At 69.6% G+C, this 14,385-nt stretch carries 19 protein-coding genes; 17 read left to right on the plus strand and 2 right to left on the minus strand.

Annotated features, from left to right (window positions below; genetic code table 11):
* Positions 1-23: 23 nt before the first annotated feature.
* The 4 genes from nadA to KV203_RS07310 are packed head-to-tail and all read left to right on the plus strand — an operon-like array spanning position 24 to position 3,755.
* Positions 24-1,067 carry a quinolinate synthase NadA gene (nadA, locus tag KV203_RS07295; protein ID WP_066473308.1) on the plus strand — a complete coding sequence of 348 codons (1,044 nt, stop codon included), beginning with the start codon at positions 24-26 and terminating at the stop codon, positions 1,065-1,067.
* The gene (locus KV203_RS07300; RefSeq protein ID WP_066473241.1) at positions 1,064-2,614 is read left to right on the plus strand and encodes an L-aspartate oxidase; all 1,551 of its coding nucleotides are present in this window, start codon (positions 1,064-1,066) and stop codon (positions 2,612-2,614) included. The genes nadA and KV203_RS07300 overlap by 4 nt, the downstream gene beginning before the upstream one ends.
* Positions 2,611-3,471 (plus strand): carboxylating nicotinate-nucleotide diphosphorylase, encoded by an 861-nt coding sequence (nadC, locus tag KV203_RS07305; protein WP_066473244.1) that lies wholly within the window; start codon positions 2,611-2,613, stop codon positions 3,469-3,471. The genes KV203_RS07300 and nadC overlap by 4 nt, the downstream gene beginning before the upstream one ends.
* Before the next feature lie 59 nt (positions 3,472-3,530).
* The gene (locus tag KV203_RS07310) at positions 3,531-3,755 is read left to right on the plus strand and encodes a hypothetical protein (RefSeq protein ID WP_066473249.1); all 225 of its coding nucleotides are present in this window, start codon (positions 3,531-3,533) and stop codon (positions 3,753-3,755) included.
* A gap of 8 nt (positions 3,756-3,763) precedes the next feature.
* On the opposite strand, the gene KV203_RS07315 is transcribed toward KV203_RS07310, so the two are convergent.
* Positions 3,764-4,399 (minus strand): DUF305 domain-containing protein, encoded by a 636-nt coding sequence (locus tag KV203_RS07315; RefSeq protein WP_066473252.1) that lies wholly within the window; start codon positions 4,397-4,399, stop codon positions 3,764-3,766.
* Between the two features lie 72 nt (positions 4,400-4,471).
* Positions 4,472-4,927: a hypothetical protein gene (locus KV203_RS07320; protein ID WP_066473254.1), complete on the minus strand. Its 456-nt coding sequence runs from the start codon at positions 4,925-4,927 to the stop codon at positions 4,472-4,474.
* Positions 4,928-5,001: 74 nt separating this feature from the next.
* Between KV203_RS07320 and hisD the strand changes: the two genes are divergently transcribed.
* From hisD to KV203_RS07385, 13 genes are all read left to right on the plus strand, one after another.
* Complete coding sequence (gene hisD, locus KV203_RS07325) at positions 5,002-6,324, plus strand: histidinol dehydrogenase (protein ID WP_066473257.1); 1,323 nt, start codon at positions 5,002-5,004, stop codon at positions 6,322-6,324.
* The gene (locus KV203_RS07330; RefSeq protein WP_066473260.1) at positions 6,321-7,442 is read left to right on the plus strand and encodes a histidinol-phosphate transaminase; all 1,122 of its coding nucleotides are present in this window, start codon (positions 6,321-6,323) and stop codon (positions 7,440-7,442) included. The genes hisD and KV203_RS07330 overlap by 4 nt, the downstream gene beginning before the upstream one ends.
* On the plus strand, positions 7,439-8,053 hold the full coding sequence (gene hisB / locus KV203_RS07335; protein WP_066473263.1) for an imidazoleglycerol-phosphate dehydratase HisB: 615 nt from the start codon (positions 7,439-7,441) through the stop codon (positions 8,051-8,053). The genes KV203_RS07330 and hisB overlap by 4 nt, the downstream gene beginning before the upstream one ends.
* Positions 8,050-8,682 (plus strand): imidazole glycerol phosphate synthase subunit HisH, encoded by a 633-nt coding sequence (hisH, locus tag KV203_RS07340; RefSeq protein WP_066473266.1) that lies wholly within the window; start codon positions 8,050-8,052, stop codon positions 8,680-8,682. The genes hisB and hisH overlap by 4 nt, the downstream gene beginning before the upstream one ends.
* Complete coding sequence (locus KV203_RS07345) at positions 8,683-8,931, plus strand: hypothetical protein (protein ID WP_066473267.1); 249 nt, start codon at positions 8,683-8,685, stop codon at positions 8,929-8,931.
* Between the two features lie 9 nt (positions 8,932-8,940).
* Entirely contained in the window at positions 8,941-9,672 is a 732-nt protein-coding gene (gene priA / locus KV203_RS07350; protein ID WP_218821020.1) for a bifunctional 1-(5-phosphoribosyl)-5-((5-phosphoribosylamino)methylideneamino)imidazole-4-carboxamide isomerase/phosphoribosylanthranilate isomerase PriA, read from the plus strand.
* 2 nt (positions 9,673-9,674) lie between these two features.
* A complete protein-coding gene (locus tag KV203_RS07355; protein WP_066471813.1) occupies positions 9,675-10,490 on the plus strand; it encodes an inositol monophosphatase family protein in 816 nt (271 codons plus the stop codon).
* Positions 10,487-11,251, plus strand: coding sequence for an imidazole glycerol phosphate synthase subunit HisF (gene hisF / locus KV203_RS07360; RefSeq protein WP_066471905.1), 765 nt, complete (start codon positions 10,487-10,489; stop codon positions 11,249-11,251). The genes KV203_RS07355 and hisF overlap by 4 nt, the downstream gene beginning before the upstream one ends.
* 18 nt (positions 11,252-11,269) lie before the next feature.
* Entirely contained in the window at positions 11,270-11,605 is a 336-nt protein-coding gene (gene hisI / locus KV203_RS07365; protein WP_066471811.1) for a phosphoribosyl-AMP cyclohydrolase, read from the plus strand.
* A gap of 144 nt (positions 11,606-11,749) precedes the next feature.
* Complete coding sequence (gene recA, locus KV203_RS07370) at positions 11,750-12,793, plus strand: recombinase RecA (protein WP_066471809.1); 1,044 nt, start codon at positions 11,750-11,752, stop codon at positions 12,791-12,793.
* 3 nt (positions 12,794-12,796) lie between these two features.
* Positions 12,797-13,357, plus strand: coding sequence for a regulatory protein RecX (locus KV203_RS07375; protein WP_066471807.1), 561 nt, complete (start codon positions 12,797-12,799; stop codon positions 13,355-13,357).
* The gene (locus tag KV203_RS07380; protein ID WP_066471805.1) at positions 13,354-13,572 is read left to right on the plus strand and encodes a hypothetical protein; all 219 of its coding nucleotides are present in this window, start codon (positions 13,354-13,356) and stop codon (positions 13,570-13,572) included. Before KV203_RS07375 ends, KV203_RS07380 begins: the two co-directional genes overlap by 4 nt.
* On the plus strand, positions 13,569-14,357 hold the full coding sequence (locus KV203_RS07385) for a hypothetical protein (protein WP_066471802.1): 789 nt from the start codon (positions 13,569-13,571) through the stop codon (positions 14,355-14,357). The genes KV203_RS07380 and KV203_RS07385 overlap by 4 nt, the downstream gene beginning before the upstream one ends.
* The last annotated feature ends 28 nt before the right edge of the window (positions 14,358-14,385 follow it).

The raw sequence follows: 14,385 nt of genomic DNA on the forward strand, positions 1-14,385 counted from the left end.
TGCCGAGCGTAAAGGAGCCGACCATGGCCACAACCGCACTTGCGGAGCGCGTGCACGACGGTCCGGCTGGTTACAGCGGAGTGTTCCCGGACGCCGAATGGGCCGCCGAGATCGCCCGGCTGGCAGCCGAGCGCAACGCGACGATCCTCGCGCACAACTATCAGTTACCCGAGATCCAGGACATCGCCGACCACGTGGGCGACTCGCTGGCGCTCTCGCGGATCGCGGCCGACGTGGACGCGGAAACAATCGTGTTCTGCGGCGTGCACTTCATGGCGGAGACCGCGAAGATCCTCAGTCCGGCCAAGACCGTGCTGATCCCGGACGCTCGGGCCGGCTGCTCGCTGGCCGATTCGATCACCGCCGACGAGCTGCGCGCCTGGCGCGCCGAATACCCGGACGCGGTCGTGGTGTCGTATGTGAATACCACCGCTGAGGTGAAGGCGCTCACCGACATCTGCTGCACCTCGTCCAACGCCGTGGAAGTGGTGGAGTCGGTCGATCCCGCCCGGGACGTGCTCTTCCTGCCGGACCAGTTTCTCGGCGCGCACGTGAAACGCCGGACCGGGCGGGAGAATCTGCACATCTGGGCCGGTGAGTGCCACGTGCACGCGGCGATCAACGGTGACGAGCTGACCGCGCAGGCGCGTAGCCACCCCGATGCCGAGCTTTTCGTGCATCCCGAATGCGGCTGCGCGACGTCGGCGCTGTATCTCGCGGGGGAGGGCGCGTTTCCGGCGGACCGGGTGCACATCCTTTCCACCGGCGGCATGATCACCGAGGCGCGGAGCCTGCGGAGCGCCGTGGGCGCGCCGACCAAGCAGGTGCTCGTGGCCACCGAGATCGGGATGCTGCATCAGCTACGCAAGGCGGCGCCCGGTATCGACTTCGAGGCGGTGAACGACCGGGCTTCCTGCAAGTACATGAAGATGATCACTCCTGCGGCGTTGCTCCGGTGCCTGGTCGAGGGACGGGACGAGGTGCATGTCGACGCCGACGTCGCTGCCCGTGCGCGCTCGTCGGTGCAGCGGATGATCGAGATCGGTACGCCGGGCGGCGGCGAGTGACCGACTGGGAAGAGCACGCGGATCTGGTGGTCGTGGGTGGCGGAGTCGCCGGGTTGACGGCGGCGCGGGCCGCGTCCCGCCGCGGCCTGCGCGTGTTGACGATCAGCAAGGGCGGGCCCACCGACACGTCGACCCAGTACGCGCAGGGCGGCATCGCGGTGGTGGCGCCGGTCGGCGATTCGGTCGACTCCCACGTCCACGACACCGTGGAAGCCGGTGCCGGGCTGTGTGATCCGGTGGCGGTGCGCTCGATCGTGGCGGACGGGCAGACGGCGGTCGCTGCGCTTACCGATCTCGGCGCGGTGTTCGATCTCGGCCGGGACGGGGCGGTGTCGCGGACCCGAGAGGGCGGACACAGCGCGCGGCGGATCATCCACGCCGGCGGGGACGCGACCGGTGCCGAGGTTCAGCGGGCACTCAACGCGGCCGGGTTACCCACTCTGTTCGGTGTGGCCGCAGCCCGGATCGTCACCGGTCCGACCGGGGTGCAGGGGCTCGTCGTGCTGTCGGCCAACGGATCCGGTGTGGTGCACAGCCCGGCCGTCTTGCTGGCTACCGGCGGGCTGGGGCAGCTGTATGCGTGTAGCACCAACCCGCCGGGCGCGACCGCCGACGGCGTGGCGCTGGCGCTGCACGCCGGGGCGGCGGTGGCCGACCTGGAGTTCGTCCAGTTCCACCCGACGGTGCTCTTCACCCCCGACGGCGTCGGCCGGCGGCCGCTGATCAGCGAGGCAGTGCGCGGCGAGGGCGCGAAATTGGTCGACGCCGAAGGGAATTCGGTCACCGCGGGGGTGCATCCGCGGGGTGATCTGGCGCCGCGGGACGTGGTGAGCAAGGCGATCGCGGCGCGGATGCGGGCACTGGGCACCGACCACGTCCTGTTGGACGCCCGCGGCGTGGACGATTTCGCCCGGCGTTTCCCGACCATCACCGCGTCCTGTCGGGCGGCCGGCATCGATCCGGCGCATCAGCTGATTCCGGTCGCGCCGGCCGCGCATTACCAGTGCGGCGGCGTGGTCACCGACACCGCCGGACGGACCGAGGTAGCGGGACTGTTCGCGGCCGGCGAGGTGGCCCGCACCGGGCTGCACGGCGCGAACCGGCTCGCCTCCAACAGCCTGCTGGAGGGTTTGGTCGTCGGTGAACGTGCCGGGATCGCCGCGAGCGATCGACGCGGGATACCGGCCGAGGTCACCGACGCCACCGTTCCCGCGCGCCCGCGGCTGGACCGCGCGGCCGTGCAGGCGACGATGACCGCCGACGCGTCGGTGGTCCGGGACCGCAGCGGCCTCGCCGACGGACAACAGCGGTTGGCCGCCGGAGTCGAGCGGGTCAGCACCTGCCTCGCCGACCTGGAAGACGCTGCGCTCACCACGGCCGCGCGGGCGTTGCTGTCGGCGGCCGCAGCGCGCACGGAAAGTCGTGGTACACACACGCGGTCGGACTATCCGGAGCTCGACTCGGCGCAGCAGCGCAGCACCCTGATCCGGATGAACCCGGGCGCGGAGTTGTACCCGGCCGGCACGCTGGCGGAGGTGGCGCGATGAGTCTGGACCCGGGACTCGATCGGGATGAGGTGCTGCGGGTGATCCGTGCCGGACTCGACGAGGATCTGCGCTACGGACCGGATGTGACCTCGCTCGCGACGGTGCCGGCGGCCGCGGTGGCGGATGCCGCCGTGGTCTCGCGGCAGCCGGGGACCGTCGCCGGGATCGACGTGGGTGTGCTGGTGTTCGACGAGGTGATCGGCGCCGGGAACTACGAGATTCTGCAGCGGGTCGCCGACGGCAGCCGAGTCGAGCCCGGCGACGCGGTGCTCACCGTGCGCGCACCGACCCGGTTGTTGCTGACCGCCGAGCGGACCATGCTGAACCTGGTCTGTCATCTGTCCGGCATCGCCACCGCCACGGCGGCGTGGGTTGCGGCAGTCGCCGGCACCGACTGCCGGATCCGGGACACCCGCAAGACCCTGCCCGGCTTGCGCGCGTTGGAGAAATATGCGGTGCGAGCCGGCGGCGGGGTGAATCACCGGATGGGTCTGGGCGACGCCGCGCTGATCAAGGACAACCATGTCGTCGCGGCCGGGTCGGTCGTGGCGGCGCTGCACGCGGTTCGGGCGCTGCGACCCGGTATCGCCTGCGAGGTAGAGGTGGACAGCCTGGACCAGCTGGACGCGGTGCTCGCCGAGAACGTCGAACTGGTGCTGCTGGACAACTTTCCGCTCTGGCGGACCCAGGCCGCGGTACAACGGCGCAACGTGACGGCACCGCAGACGCGGCTGGAATCGTCCGGCGGATTGTCGCTGGACGTCGCCGCCGACTATGCCGGCACCGGCGTCGACTACCTCGCGGTCGGCGCCCTCACGCACAGCGTGCGGGTACTCGATCTCGGCCTCGACATGTGATGCCACGACACGCCGCCGCGACACGCTAACGAAGATCGTTTTCGCGGCGAGGTGCCAGCATGACCAACCAGCCGCCGGATTCCCCGCACCAGATGTTCGCCGGCTATCCCCGGCCGCCCGGCGGGCCGCAGTACTACCGGTCGGTCCAGGAGGACGTGGTCATCGAGACGATGTACCGCGGTGGTGTCAACCACGTGCTCCACATCCTGCTCGCTTTGCTCACCTGCGGCTTCTGGTTACCCATCTACCTCCTCATGTGGCTGATCCGAAGCGACGGACGGTAACCCCGCGGTCAGCTGCCGGCCAGCAGCGTGTTCATCAGGTCGATCTCGGACTGCTGGGCGGTGATGATCTGCTCGGCGAGCTGTTTGGTGTCCGGGTTCCGGCCCTCGGCAAGTTCGGCGTTCGCCATCTCGACGGCACCTTGATGATGGGCGATCATCATCGTCAGGAACATCGTGTCGAAGGTGCTGCCACTCGCCGCGGCGAGGTCGGTCATCTGCTGGTTCGACATCATCCCGGCGTGTCCGTCCATCGCGGACATCGCTGTGGTCGGTGCGGGTTGCCCGAAACTCTGCAACAGCGCAGCGATCTGGTCCATCTCGGGTTGCTGGGCCTGCTCGATGGATGTGGCGAGTTCGCGTATCCGGGGGTTCTGCGAGCGCTCCGGAACCAGCTCCGCCATCGCCACCGCTTGTGCGTGGTGCGGGTACATGCCCGCCAAGAAGGTCACATCGGCTTGATCGAAGTCGTCGCGTTGCGCCGCAGCGGCGGCGGATGAGGTCACGCTGTGTGATTCGGCAGCATGCTGACTGCTGGTGGAATCGGAGCTGCGGTTGGACTCGTCGGCGGCACAGCCCACCGCGCTCAGCAGAGCTGCAGCGCCGATCGCGGCGGTCAGCAGTCGGGTCCGGGTCGGGTACGACACAAGGTCTCCTCGGGGGGGGGGGGAGAGAGAGAGAGAAGTCGGCGGTTGCGCCGGATCGGCGCCGCGACACCATCAGCGCCGCGAGACCATCAACTCCATCGATCCCCATACCGTCCACGGTGGTGCCCGTCCGCCGGGGTTCGGTCGTACCGTCGTGCCGTCGATCTGTGTCGTGCCGACGTCGACAGTCGTGGTCCGGTGTGGTGGTGCGCTCGGCTGGCCCGGGGTGCCCAGGATTGCGACACAGGAATGCGACCCGACCTGGTCGGTACAGCAATGATCCGGGCAGACCGGCTGTTCGTCCGGGGCGGTGGGGCCGCCCGGCGCGGTGACGGTGTGCGCGGTCTCGTCGTCGGCATCCCGGTTGTGCAGTGCAGTCGGATTGTGCGGCGCGGTCGGATTGTGCATAGCGATCAAGCCGAGGAGGAGCACGACGAGGGGCAGCAGCCGGGCGCCGTATCCGTGGTGCGGACTGCCGGACCGGCGGGCGACACGGCGATGTCGGATCATCGGGGAGTGTCGGATCATCGGGGAGCAACGATACCTTCGGGTGGGGTGTTTCGCCGCCCGGTCGGTCGACGTCCTACCCTGGGCGGGTGCCCGTGACCACCCGCTTGACCCGCGTCGACCTGCGCGGGCGCACCCCGACGACCGCCGAGTTGCGTGCCGCACTGCCGCGTGGCGGGGTCGATGTGGATGCGGTCCTCGATCAGGTGCGGCCGGTGCTCGACGCGGTGCGAGAGCGCGGCGCGGCGGCCGCACTGGATTACGCCGAACAGTTCGACCGGGTCCGTCCGGCCGCTGTCCGGGTGCCCGCGGACGTGTCGAGGCGCGCGCTCGACGAGCTCGATCCGGACGTGCGGGACGCGCTGGAGATCGCGATCGAACGGACCCGGGTGGTGCACGCCGACCAACGGCGCGCCGACACCCGCACCGAGGTGGTGCCGGGTGGCACCGTCGAAGAACGGTGGGTGCCGGTGGAACGGGTCGGGCTGTATGTGCCCGGCGGCAACGCGGTCTATCCGTCCAGCGTCGTGATGAACGTGGTGCCGGCGCAGACCGCGGGGGTGGGCTCGCTGGTCGTCGCGTCCCCGCCGCAAGCGGAGTTCGACGGGTACCCGCACCCGACGATTCTGGCCGCCGCGCGGCTGCTCGGGGTGGACGAGGTGTGGGCGGTCGGCGGTGCGCAGGCGGTTGCCCTGCTGGCCTACGGCGACCACGGGGCGGGCCTGGCGCCGGTGGATCTGATCACCGGGCCCGGCAACATCTACGTCACCGCGGCCAAGCGCCTGGTTCGCGGCCTGGTCGGGATCGACGCCGAGGCCGGACCCACCGAGATCGCGATCCTCGCCGATGCCACCGCGGACCCGGTGCACGTCGCAGCCGATCTGATCAGCCAGGCCGAGCACGACGTGCTCGCGGCGAGCGTGTTGGTCACCGACAGCACCGAACTCGCCGACGCGGTGGACGCCGCGGTGGCGGCGCAACTGCCGCTGACGACGCATGCGCAACGGGTGGCGACGGCGCTGGCCGGGCCGCAATCGGGGATCGTCCTGGTGGACGATGTCACTCAGGGTCTGGCGGTGGTGAACGCTTATGCCGCAGAGCATCTGGAGATCCAGACCGCCGAAGCCGGTGCCGTGGCCGCGCGGGTACGCAGCGCCGGTGCGGTGTTCGTCGGACCCTGGTCGCCGGTCAGCCTGGGAGACTACTGCGCCGGCTCGAATCACGTGCTGCCGACGGCGGGTTGCGCGCGTCACTCGTCCGGTTTGAGCGTGCAGACCTTCCTGCGTGGCATCCATGTCGTCACCTACTCCGAGGCGGCGCTGAAAGACGTCGCCGGGCACGTGGTGGCGCTCGCGAATGCGGAGAATCTGCCCGCACACGGCCAGGCGGTACGGGCTCGATTCGAGTCGCTCGGATGAGCGCGCCGCTCGGCGCGGGCGTCTCGGCGGACGAACTGCCGATGCGGGACGCACTGCGGGGCCGGAGCCCGTACGGTGCCCCCCAGCTCGACGTGGCGGTGCGACTGAACACCAACGAGAATCCGCATCCGCCGTCGGCGGCGCTGATCGACGATGTCGCGGAGTCGATCCGGGGTGCTGCCGGCGCGCTGCATCGCTACCCGGACCGGGACGCGGTGGCGTTGCGCACCGACCTCGCCGCCTATCTCACCGGCCGGACCGGAGTTCGGGTCGGCCCCGAAAACGTTTGGGCTGCCAATGGTTCCAACGAGATTCTGCAGCACCTGTTGCAGGCGTTCGGCGGGCCCGGGCGCACGGCGCTCGGGTTCGAGCCGTCCTACTCGATGCATCCGATCATCTCTGCCGGTACCGACACAACCTGGATCGAAGGCAAACGCGCCGAAGACTTCTCGCTCGACCTCGACGCGGCGCTGGCGACGATCGTCGAATGCCGGCCGGATGTGGTCTTCGTCACCAGCCCGAACAACCCCACCGGGCACAGCATCCCGACCGAACAGCTCACCGCGATCCTGGACGCCGCCACCGGCATCGTGGTGGTCGACGAGGCGTACGGTGAATTCTCCCGCCGGCCCAGCGCGATCGCACTGTTGGACCGCTATCCGGCGAAGCTGGTCGTCACCCGAACGATGAGCAAGGCGTTCGCGTTCGCCGGTGGTCGCCTGGGCTATCTGGTGGCGGCGCCGGCGGTGATCGAGACGATGCTGCTGGTCCGGCTGCCGTACCACCTTTCGGTGGTCACCCAGACCGCGGCCCGGGCCGCGTTACGGCACGCCGAGGAGACCCTGGCGACGGTGACGGCGCTTTCTGCGCAACGGGATCGGGTGGCAGTCACGCTGTCCGAGCTGGGTTTCCGGGTGCTGCCGAGCGACGCCAACTTCCTGCTCTTCGGCCGGTTCGCGGACGCGCCGGGCACCTGGCAGCGCTATCTGGACCGGGGGGTGCTGATCCGTGACGTCGGCATCCCGGGTTACCTGCGCGCCACCGTCGGATTGACCGCGGAAAACGACGTGTTTCTCGACGTGAGTGCCGAACTCGCGGCGACGGAGGTGATCCGGTGAGCGGACGGACCGCGCGGGTGGAACGCACCACCAAGGAATCGGCGATCGTGGTCGAGCTCGACCTGGACGGGGCCGGGCGGACCGACGTCGCGACCGGGGTGCCGTTCTTCGATCACATGCTGACCGCGCTCGGTGCGCACGCCGGTTTCGATCTCACCGTGCGGGCGCAGGGCGACACCGAGATCGAAGCCCATCACACGGTGGAGGACACCGCGATCGTGCTCGGGTCGGCATTGGGGCAGGCGCTCGGCGACAAGGTGGGCATCCGCCGGTTCGGCGACGCTTTCATCCCGATGGACGAGACGCTCGCGCACGCCGTCGTCGATGTGTCGGGCCGGCCCTACTTCGTCCACACCGGCGAGCCGGAATACCTGCTGCACACGGTGATCCCGAGCGACGGCGGTGCGAGCTACTCGACGGTGATCAACCGGCACGTGTTCGAGTCGATCGCGCTGAACGCGCGGATCGCACTGCACGTGCGGGTGCTCTACGGCCGCGACCCGCACCACGTCACCGAGGCCGAGTACAAGGCGGTGGCCCGGGCACTGCGGGCCGCGGTCGAGCTCGATCCGCGGACGGTCGGCGTGCCGTCCACCAAGGGCACGCTGTGAAACCTGCTGTCGCGCTGCTCGACTACGGCTCGGGGAACCTGCACTCGGCGCGGCGCGCGTTGGCCCGGGTCGGTGCCGATGTCACCGTCACCGACGACCATCGGATCGCGCTGGCCGCGGACGGGCTGGTCGTGCCCGGCGTCGGTGCATTCGCGGCGTGCATGGCCGGACTGGCGGCGGTGCACGGACCACGGATCATCGGGCAGCGGCTGGCCGGTGGCCGGCCGGTGCTGGGCATCTGCGTCGGGATGCAGGTGCTGTTCGAGCGCGGGGTGGAGTTCGGCGTGACCACCGAAGGCTGCGGCGAGTGGCCGGGCGTGGTGGAGCGGTTGGCCGCGCCGGTGCTACCGCACATGGGGTGGAACACCGTGGCGGCGGCGGCGGACAGCGTGCTGTTCGCCGGCATCGATCCGGACACCCGGTTCTACTTCGTGCACTCCTACGCCGCGCGCACCTGGTCGATGCCGCCGTCGCAGGTGCTCGCGCCGGCCGCCTTGACCTGGGCCGAGCACGGTGAGCCGTTCCTCGCCGCGGTGGAGAACGGTGCGTTGTCGGCGACCCAGTTCCATCCGGAGAAGTCCGGTGACGCGGGCGCCGAGCTGCTTCGGAACTGGCTGAAGGTGGTGTAGATGAGCTCGAACGATCGACCCGCCCGGTTGTCCTACACCAAGCTGGCCGGGTTCTCGCTGGGGGCAGCCGCTGCGGTGTTGATGCTCACCACGGCGATCATCGGGGTATTGCATCCCGGACCGGTCGTCGCGTTGGTGATCGCCCTGGCCGGTGTGGTGGGCGCGGTGGGCGCGCTGGGTGTCGTGGCCACCCGGCTCACCCGGGCGGCGCACGGACCGGATCCCGGTAGCGGCCGGGCCGCCGAGTAGGGTCGCAACGTGAGCCTGCTGCTGCTGCCCGCTGTCGATGTCGCCAACGGTGAGGCGGTGCGCCTCGTCCAGGGCGCTGCCGGCAGCGAGACGAGTTACGGTTCGCCCCGCGAGGCTGCGTTGGCCTGGCAGCGCGACGGTGCCGAGTGGGTCCACCTGGTGGATCTCGACGCCGCCTTCGGCCGCGGCTCCAATCGGGAGTTGCTGGCCGAGGTCGTCGGTGAGCTGGATGTCGCGGTGGAGTTGTCCGGGGGCATTCGCGACGACGACTCGCTTGCCGCAGCTTTGGCCACCGGTTGCGCTCGAGTGAATCTGGGCACTGCCGCGCTGGAGGATCCGCAATGGTGCGCCAAGGTCGTCGCCGAGCACGGGGACCGGATCGCGATCGGTCTGGACGTGCGGATCGTCGACGGAGCGCATCGACTGCGCGGCCGGGGCTGGGTCAGCGACGGTGGCGATCTCTGGGAAGTGCTCGACCGGCTGGACCGGGACGGCTGCACCCGCTACGTGGTCACCGACGTCGGCCGCGACGGCATGTTGAACGGACCGAACCTGGATTTGCTGCGCGCGGTGTGTGGCGCCACCGATGCCCCGGTGATCGCCTCGGGCGGGGTGTCGACGCTCGCCGACCTGACCGCACTGGCCGAGCTCACCGACCTCGGGGTGGAAGGCGCGATCGTCGGGAAAGCGCTCTACGCAGGCCGATTCACGCTGCGGGACGCGCTCGCAGCGGTGCGGTAGCCGTGCCGGTGCGCCCGCAGGAGCTGCTGCGGATCGCCGCGCGCGTTCTCGACGACGCTGCCCCGCGGTTCGTCGAGGGTGTCGGGGCGCCCAAGGCAGTCGTGAAGGGTCACGGCGATTTCGCGACCGAGCTCGATCTGGAACTGGAACGGCGGATCGCCGCGGAGCTGCGGGCCCGCACCGGGATCGATGTACACGGTGAAGAGTTCGGCGGGCCGCCGCTCGACACCGGCGTCGTCTGGGTGCTCGATCCGATCGACGGAACCTACAACTACGCCGCGGGGTTGCCGCTGGCCGGGATGTTGCTCGGGTTGGTCGTCGACGGCCGGCCCGCTGCCGGACTGATCTGGTTGCCGTTGCTGAACCTGCGGTACGCGGCGACCGCCGACGGGCCGGTCTGTTGTAACGATGTCGAGCTGCCCCGATTGGGTGGTGCCACGCTCGCCGACACCATGATCGGATTCGGCGCGTTCAACGTCGACGGTCCGGGCCGGAACGTGGGGACGGCGCGGGAATCGGTGTCCGGGCAGCGCCGGTTCGCCATCCTGGGCGCCTTGAGCCGGGTGTCCGGCCGGGTCCGCATGCAGGGTTCCACCGGCGTCGACCTGGCCTTCGTCGCCGCCGGTGTGCTCGGCGGTGCGGTGGTGTTCGGGCACCATCCGTGGGACAACGTGCCCGGGATCGCCCTGGTTCGGGCGGCCGGCGGCGTGGTCACCGACCTGGCCGGTGCGCCGTGGACACTCACCTCCGGGTCGGTGTTGGCGGCCGCGCCCGGCGTGCATGCCGAACTCGTCGAGCTGATCCGGGGGTGCGCGTGAGTCTCGCGGTACGCGTGATCCCGTGCTTGGATGTCGACGCCGGCCGGGTGGTCAAGGGGGTGAACTTCGCGAACCTGCGCGATGCCGGTGACCCGGTCGAGCTGGCCGCCCGCTACGACGCGCAGGGCGCGGACGAGCTGACCTTTCTCGATGTCACCGCATCCAGTGGAGACCGCGCGACGATGGTCGAGGTGGTCACCCGGACCGCCGAGCAGGTGTTCATCCCGCTTACCGTCGGTGGTGGGGTACGCGGCGTCGCCGACGTCGACCGGTTGTTGCGGGCCGGCGCGGACAAGGTGTCGGTGAACACCGCGGCGATCGCCCGACCCGAGCTGCTCTACGAACTCAGCCGGCGGTTCGGGGCGCAGTGCATCGTGCTCTCGGTGGACGCGCGGACGGCGCCGGCCGGCACCCCGTCCGGCTGGGAGGTCACCACCCACGGGGGAAAGCGGGGCACCGGGATCGACGCCGTCGAATGGGCGGCGCGCGGTGCCGAACTCGGTGTCGGGGAGATCCTGCTCAACTCGATGGACGCCGACGGCACCAAAGCCGGTTTCGACCTGGCGATGATCCGCGCGGTGCGGGCGGCGGTGCCGGTTCCGGTGATCGCCAGCGGGGGTGCGGGTGCCGTATCGCATTTCCCACCCGCCGTGCAGGCCGGCGCGGATGCGGTACTGGCCGCCAGCGTGTTCCATTTCGGCGACATGACGATCGGTCAGGTGAAAGACGCGATGCGGGCGGACGGGATCGTCGTCCGCTGAGATCACTAGGCTGGAGCGATGGCACTGGACCCGGAGATCGCCGCCCGGCTCAAACGCAACGATGCCGGCCTGATCGCCGCCGTCGCGCAGGAACGCGGCACGGGTGACGTGCTGATGGTGGCCTGGATGGACGACGAGGCGCTCGCCCGTACCCTCGCCACCCGCACGGCGACCTACTATTCGCGGTCTCGGCAGCAGTACTGGGTGAAGGGCGAAACCTCCGGGCACACCCAGCACGTGCACGAGGTGCGGCTCGACTGCGACGGAGACACGGTGCTGCTCGTCGTCGATCAGGTCGGCCCGGCCTGCCATACCGGCACGCACACCTGCTTCACCGCCGACCGGCTCCTCTGACACCCGCTCGGCGTGTCGGAGCACCCGGGCTTGGACTCGAACATCTGTTCCCCTAGGCTCGACCGCGACGAACTTGTCGGTGCCGCGTTCTAGCCTGGCGGCAACTGCTGGACGAGACATCGATTCGAGTAAAGGGGACCGCACATGGCCGCTCAGGCGCACGATCGCGACAAGGCGCTGGAACTGGCGTTGGCGCAGATCGACAAGAATTTCGGCAAGGGGTCGGTGATGCGCCTGGGGGAGGAGGCGCATCAGCCGATCTCGGCCATTCCGACCGGTTCGATCGCCTTGGATGTGGCGCTGGGGATCGGCGGGCTGCCGCGGGGCCGGGTCGTCGAGATCTACGGTCCGGAATCGTCCGGTAAGACCACGGTTGCATTGCATGCGGTGGCGAACGCGCAAGCCGCCGGCGGGATCGCCGCCTTCATCGACGCCGAGCACGCACTCGACCCGGAGTACGCACGCAAGCTCGGGGTGGATACCGACGGGCTGCTGGTGTCCCAGCCGGACACCGGCGAGCAGGCGCTGGAGATCGCCGACATGCTGATCCGCTCCGGCGCACTGGACATCATCGTGATCGACTCGGTGGCTGCGTTGGTGCCGCGCGCCGAGATCGAAGGCGAGATGGGCGACAGCCACGTCGGCCTGCAGGCCCGATTGATGAGCCAGGCGTTGCGCAAGATGACCGGTGCGCTGAGCAATTCGGGCACCACCGCGGTCTTCATCAACCAGCTCCGGGAGAAGATCGGAGTCATGTTCGGTTCTCCCGAAACCACTACCGGCGGTAAGGCTTTGAAGTTCTACTCGTCGGTGCGGCTGGATGTGCGGCGGATCGAGACGCTCAAGGACGGCTCGGATGCGGTCGGCAACCGGACCCGGGTGAAGGTAGTCAAGAACAAGGTGTCGCCGCCGTTCAAACAGGCCGAGTTCGACATCCTCTACGGAGTCGGGATCAGCAAGGAGGGCTCGCTGATCGACATGGGGGTGGAGCACGGCTTCATCCGGAAGTCCGGTTCCTGGTTCACCTACGACGGCGATCAGCTCGGTCAGGGCAAGGAGAATGCGCGCCGGTTCCTGCGGGAAAATCCCGATGTGCGGGACGAGATCGAGAAGAAGATCAAGGAGAAGTTGGGCATCGGCGCCGATCTGACCGCCGATGGCGCGAACGTCGTCCCGGTCGATTTCTAGCTCGTGCGCACGCAGAAGCGTCCGGACCGCGATGGTGGCACTCTCGAGCAGGCCAAGCAGGTATGCCTGCGGTTGCTCACCGACCGGGCGCACAGCCGAGCCGAACTGACCGAGCGGCTTGCCCGGCACGGTTTCCGGGCAGATGTGGCAGAGGCGGCGCTGGAACGCCTCGCCGAGGTCGGGCTGATCGACGACGCGGCCTTCGCTCGGCAGTGGGTTGCCTCCCGGCATACCCACGCCGGTCGCGGCCGGCGGTCGTTGGCTGCCGAACTGCGCAGCAAGGGTATCGGTGAAGCGGAGTCCAGCGCTGCGTTGGCAGCGGTGACCGTCGACGACGAGCGTGTTCGCGCTGCCGAGCTGGTCCGGCGGAAGCTGCGGGGAACCGAGCCGCCGGCGGATCGTCTCGACCGGGATCGGTTGATGCGTCGGCTGATCGGCATGTTGGTGCGCCGCGGCTACGACGGTGGATTGGCGATGGCGGTGGTGCGGGAAGAAATGGCGGCGGTAGCCCACGAGCTGAGCGCACCTGATCCGGCCGACGATGACCCTATGCTGACGTCATGACCGCTCTCGACCGCTTGTGTGCTGACACCGGCATGAACCGTGACGTAGTCGCGGCGCTCGGTCCGCTCGGCGACGACCGCTATGCGGAACTGGCCGCCGCGTTCGAGCGGGCCCGGATGCAGCGTAAGCAGGAGCTGCGCGCCGCCACCGAGAACGGCTTGAACGCGGTGCCGCGGTTGCTGCGGCCGGCGGTTCGCGCGGTGTTGTCCGCATGATCTCGTTCGCCACCCGGGCCGAACTGATCAAGATTGCTCGGGTTCTCGACGTCGATCCGGACGACCTGAACTATCTCGCCGATGCGTCGCCGGCCGCGCTGCGGGAGTTCCGGGTCGAGCTGGCCCGAACCCTGGACAAGCGATACCAGGCGTTGTTCGCCAGGTTGGGCAAGGCCGGTTCGCTGGTGCCGGCCGGGGTCGCGGCCAAGATCGCCACCACGTTCTTCGGCCCGGCCCTGTGCGGTCCGATAGCGGCAAACCTGCCGCCGGCCAAAGCCGCCGGCTTGATCGAGCAGCTGCCGGTCGGATTTCTGGCCGACACCGCCCGCTATATCGACCCGGACGTGGCCGCGCCCGTGGTCCGAGCGCTGGACAGTCGATCGATGTCTCCGGTGGTGCAGGAATTGCTGCGCCGGGGTGACCACGTGTCCCTCGCCCGGTTCGTGAACGCGCTCACCGACCGGCAGTTGCGTCAGATCGTCCCGCAGGTCCGGACCGGTGACGACCTACTGCTCACCGCGCTGAACGTGGAAACCGCGCAACGTCTCGACGCGTTGCTGGCGTTGCTGCCCGACGATCGAGTGGCTGCGTTGTTGCAGGCCGCGGTCGACCGAGACCTGGTTGCGGAGTCGATCCCGGTGCTGGCCGCGGTCTCACCGCAGGCGCAGCAGCGGCTCGCCCGGATCGCGGCCGGGCTCGGAACCGAGGTGTCGGCCGCGGTGGCCGCGGCGGCAGCTGCCGCGGGGGAGGCCGATCTGGCGGCGGCGTTTCCGGCGTCGCGCTAGTTGACAGGTCGCGGTGGGGCTGCCACGA

This window comes from Skermania piniformis, from assembly GCF_019285775.1.
In the GTDB taxonomy this organism is placed as follows: Bacteria; Actinomycetota; Actinomycetes; order Mycobacteriales; family Mycobacteriaceae; genus Skermania; species Skermania pinensis.

Excerpts from the sequence above, each read along its gene's own strand:
- KV203_RS07320 (WP_066473254.1), bottom strand. The coding sequence starts at position 4,927 with ATGATCCGACACTCCCCGATGATCCGACATCGCCGTGTCGCCCGCCGG.
- KV203_RS07385 (WP_066471802.1), top strand. The coding sequence starts at position 13,569 with ATGATCTCGTTCGCCACCCGGGCCGAACTGATCAAGATTGCTCGGGTT.
- recA (WP_066471809.1), top strand. The coding sequence starts at position 11,750 with ATGGCCGCTCAGGCGCACGATCGCGACAAGGCGCTGGAACTGGCGTTG.
- nadC (WP_066473244.1), top strand. The coding sequence starts at position 2,611 with ATGAGTCTGGACCCGGGACTCGATCGGGATGAGGTGCTGCGGGTGATC.
- hisI (WP_066471811.1), top strand. The coding sequence starts at position 11,270 with ATGGCACTGGACCCGGAGATCGCCGCCCGGCTCAAACGCAACGATGCC.
- KV203_RS07380 (WP_066471805.1), top strand. The coding sequence starts at position 13,354 with ATGACCGCTCTCGACCGCTTGTGTGCTGACACCGGCATGAACCGTGAC.
- nadA (WP_066473308.1), top strand. The coding sequence starts at position 24 with ATGGCCACAACCGCACTTGCGGAGCGCGTGCACGACGGTCCGGCTGGT.
- KV203_RS07310 (WP_066473249.1), top strand. The coding sequence starts at position 3,531 with ATGACCAACCAGCCGCCGGATTCCCCGCACCAGATGTTCGCCGGCTAT.
- KV203_RS07345 (WP_066473267.1), top strand. The coding sequence starts at position 8,683 with ATGAGCTCGAACGATCGACCCGCCCGGTTGTCCTACACCAAGCTGGCC.
- KV203_RS07330 (WP_066473260.1), top strand. The coding sequence starts at position 6,321 with ATGAGCGCGCCGCTCGGCGCGGGCGTCTCGGCGGACGAACTGCCGATG.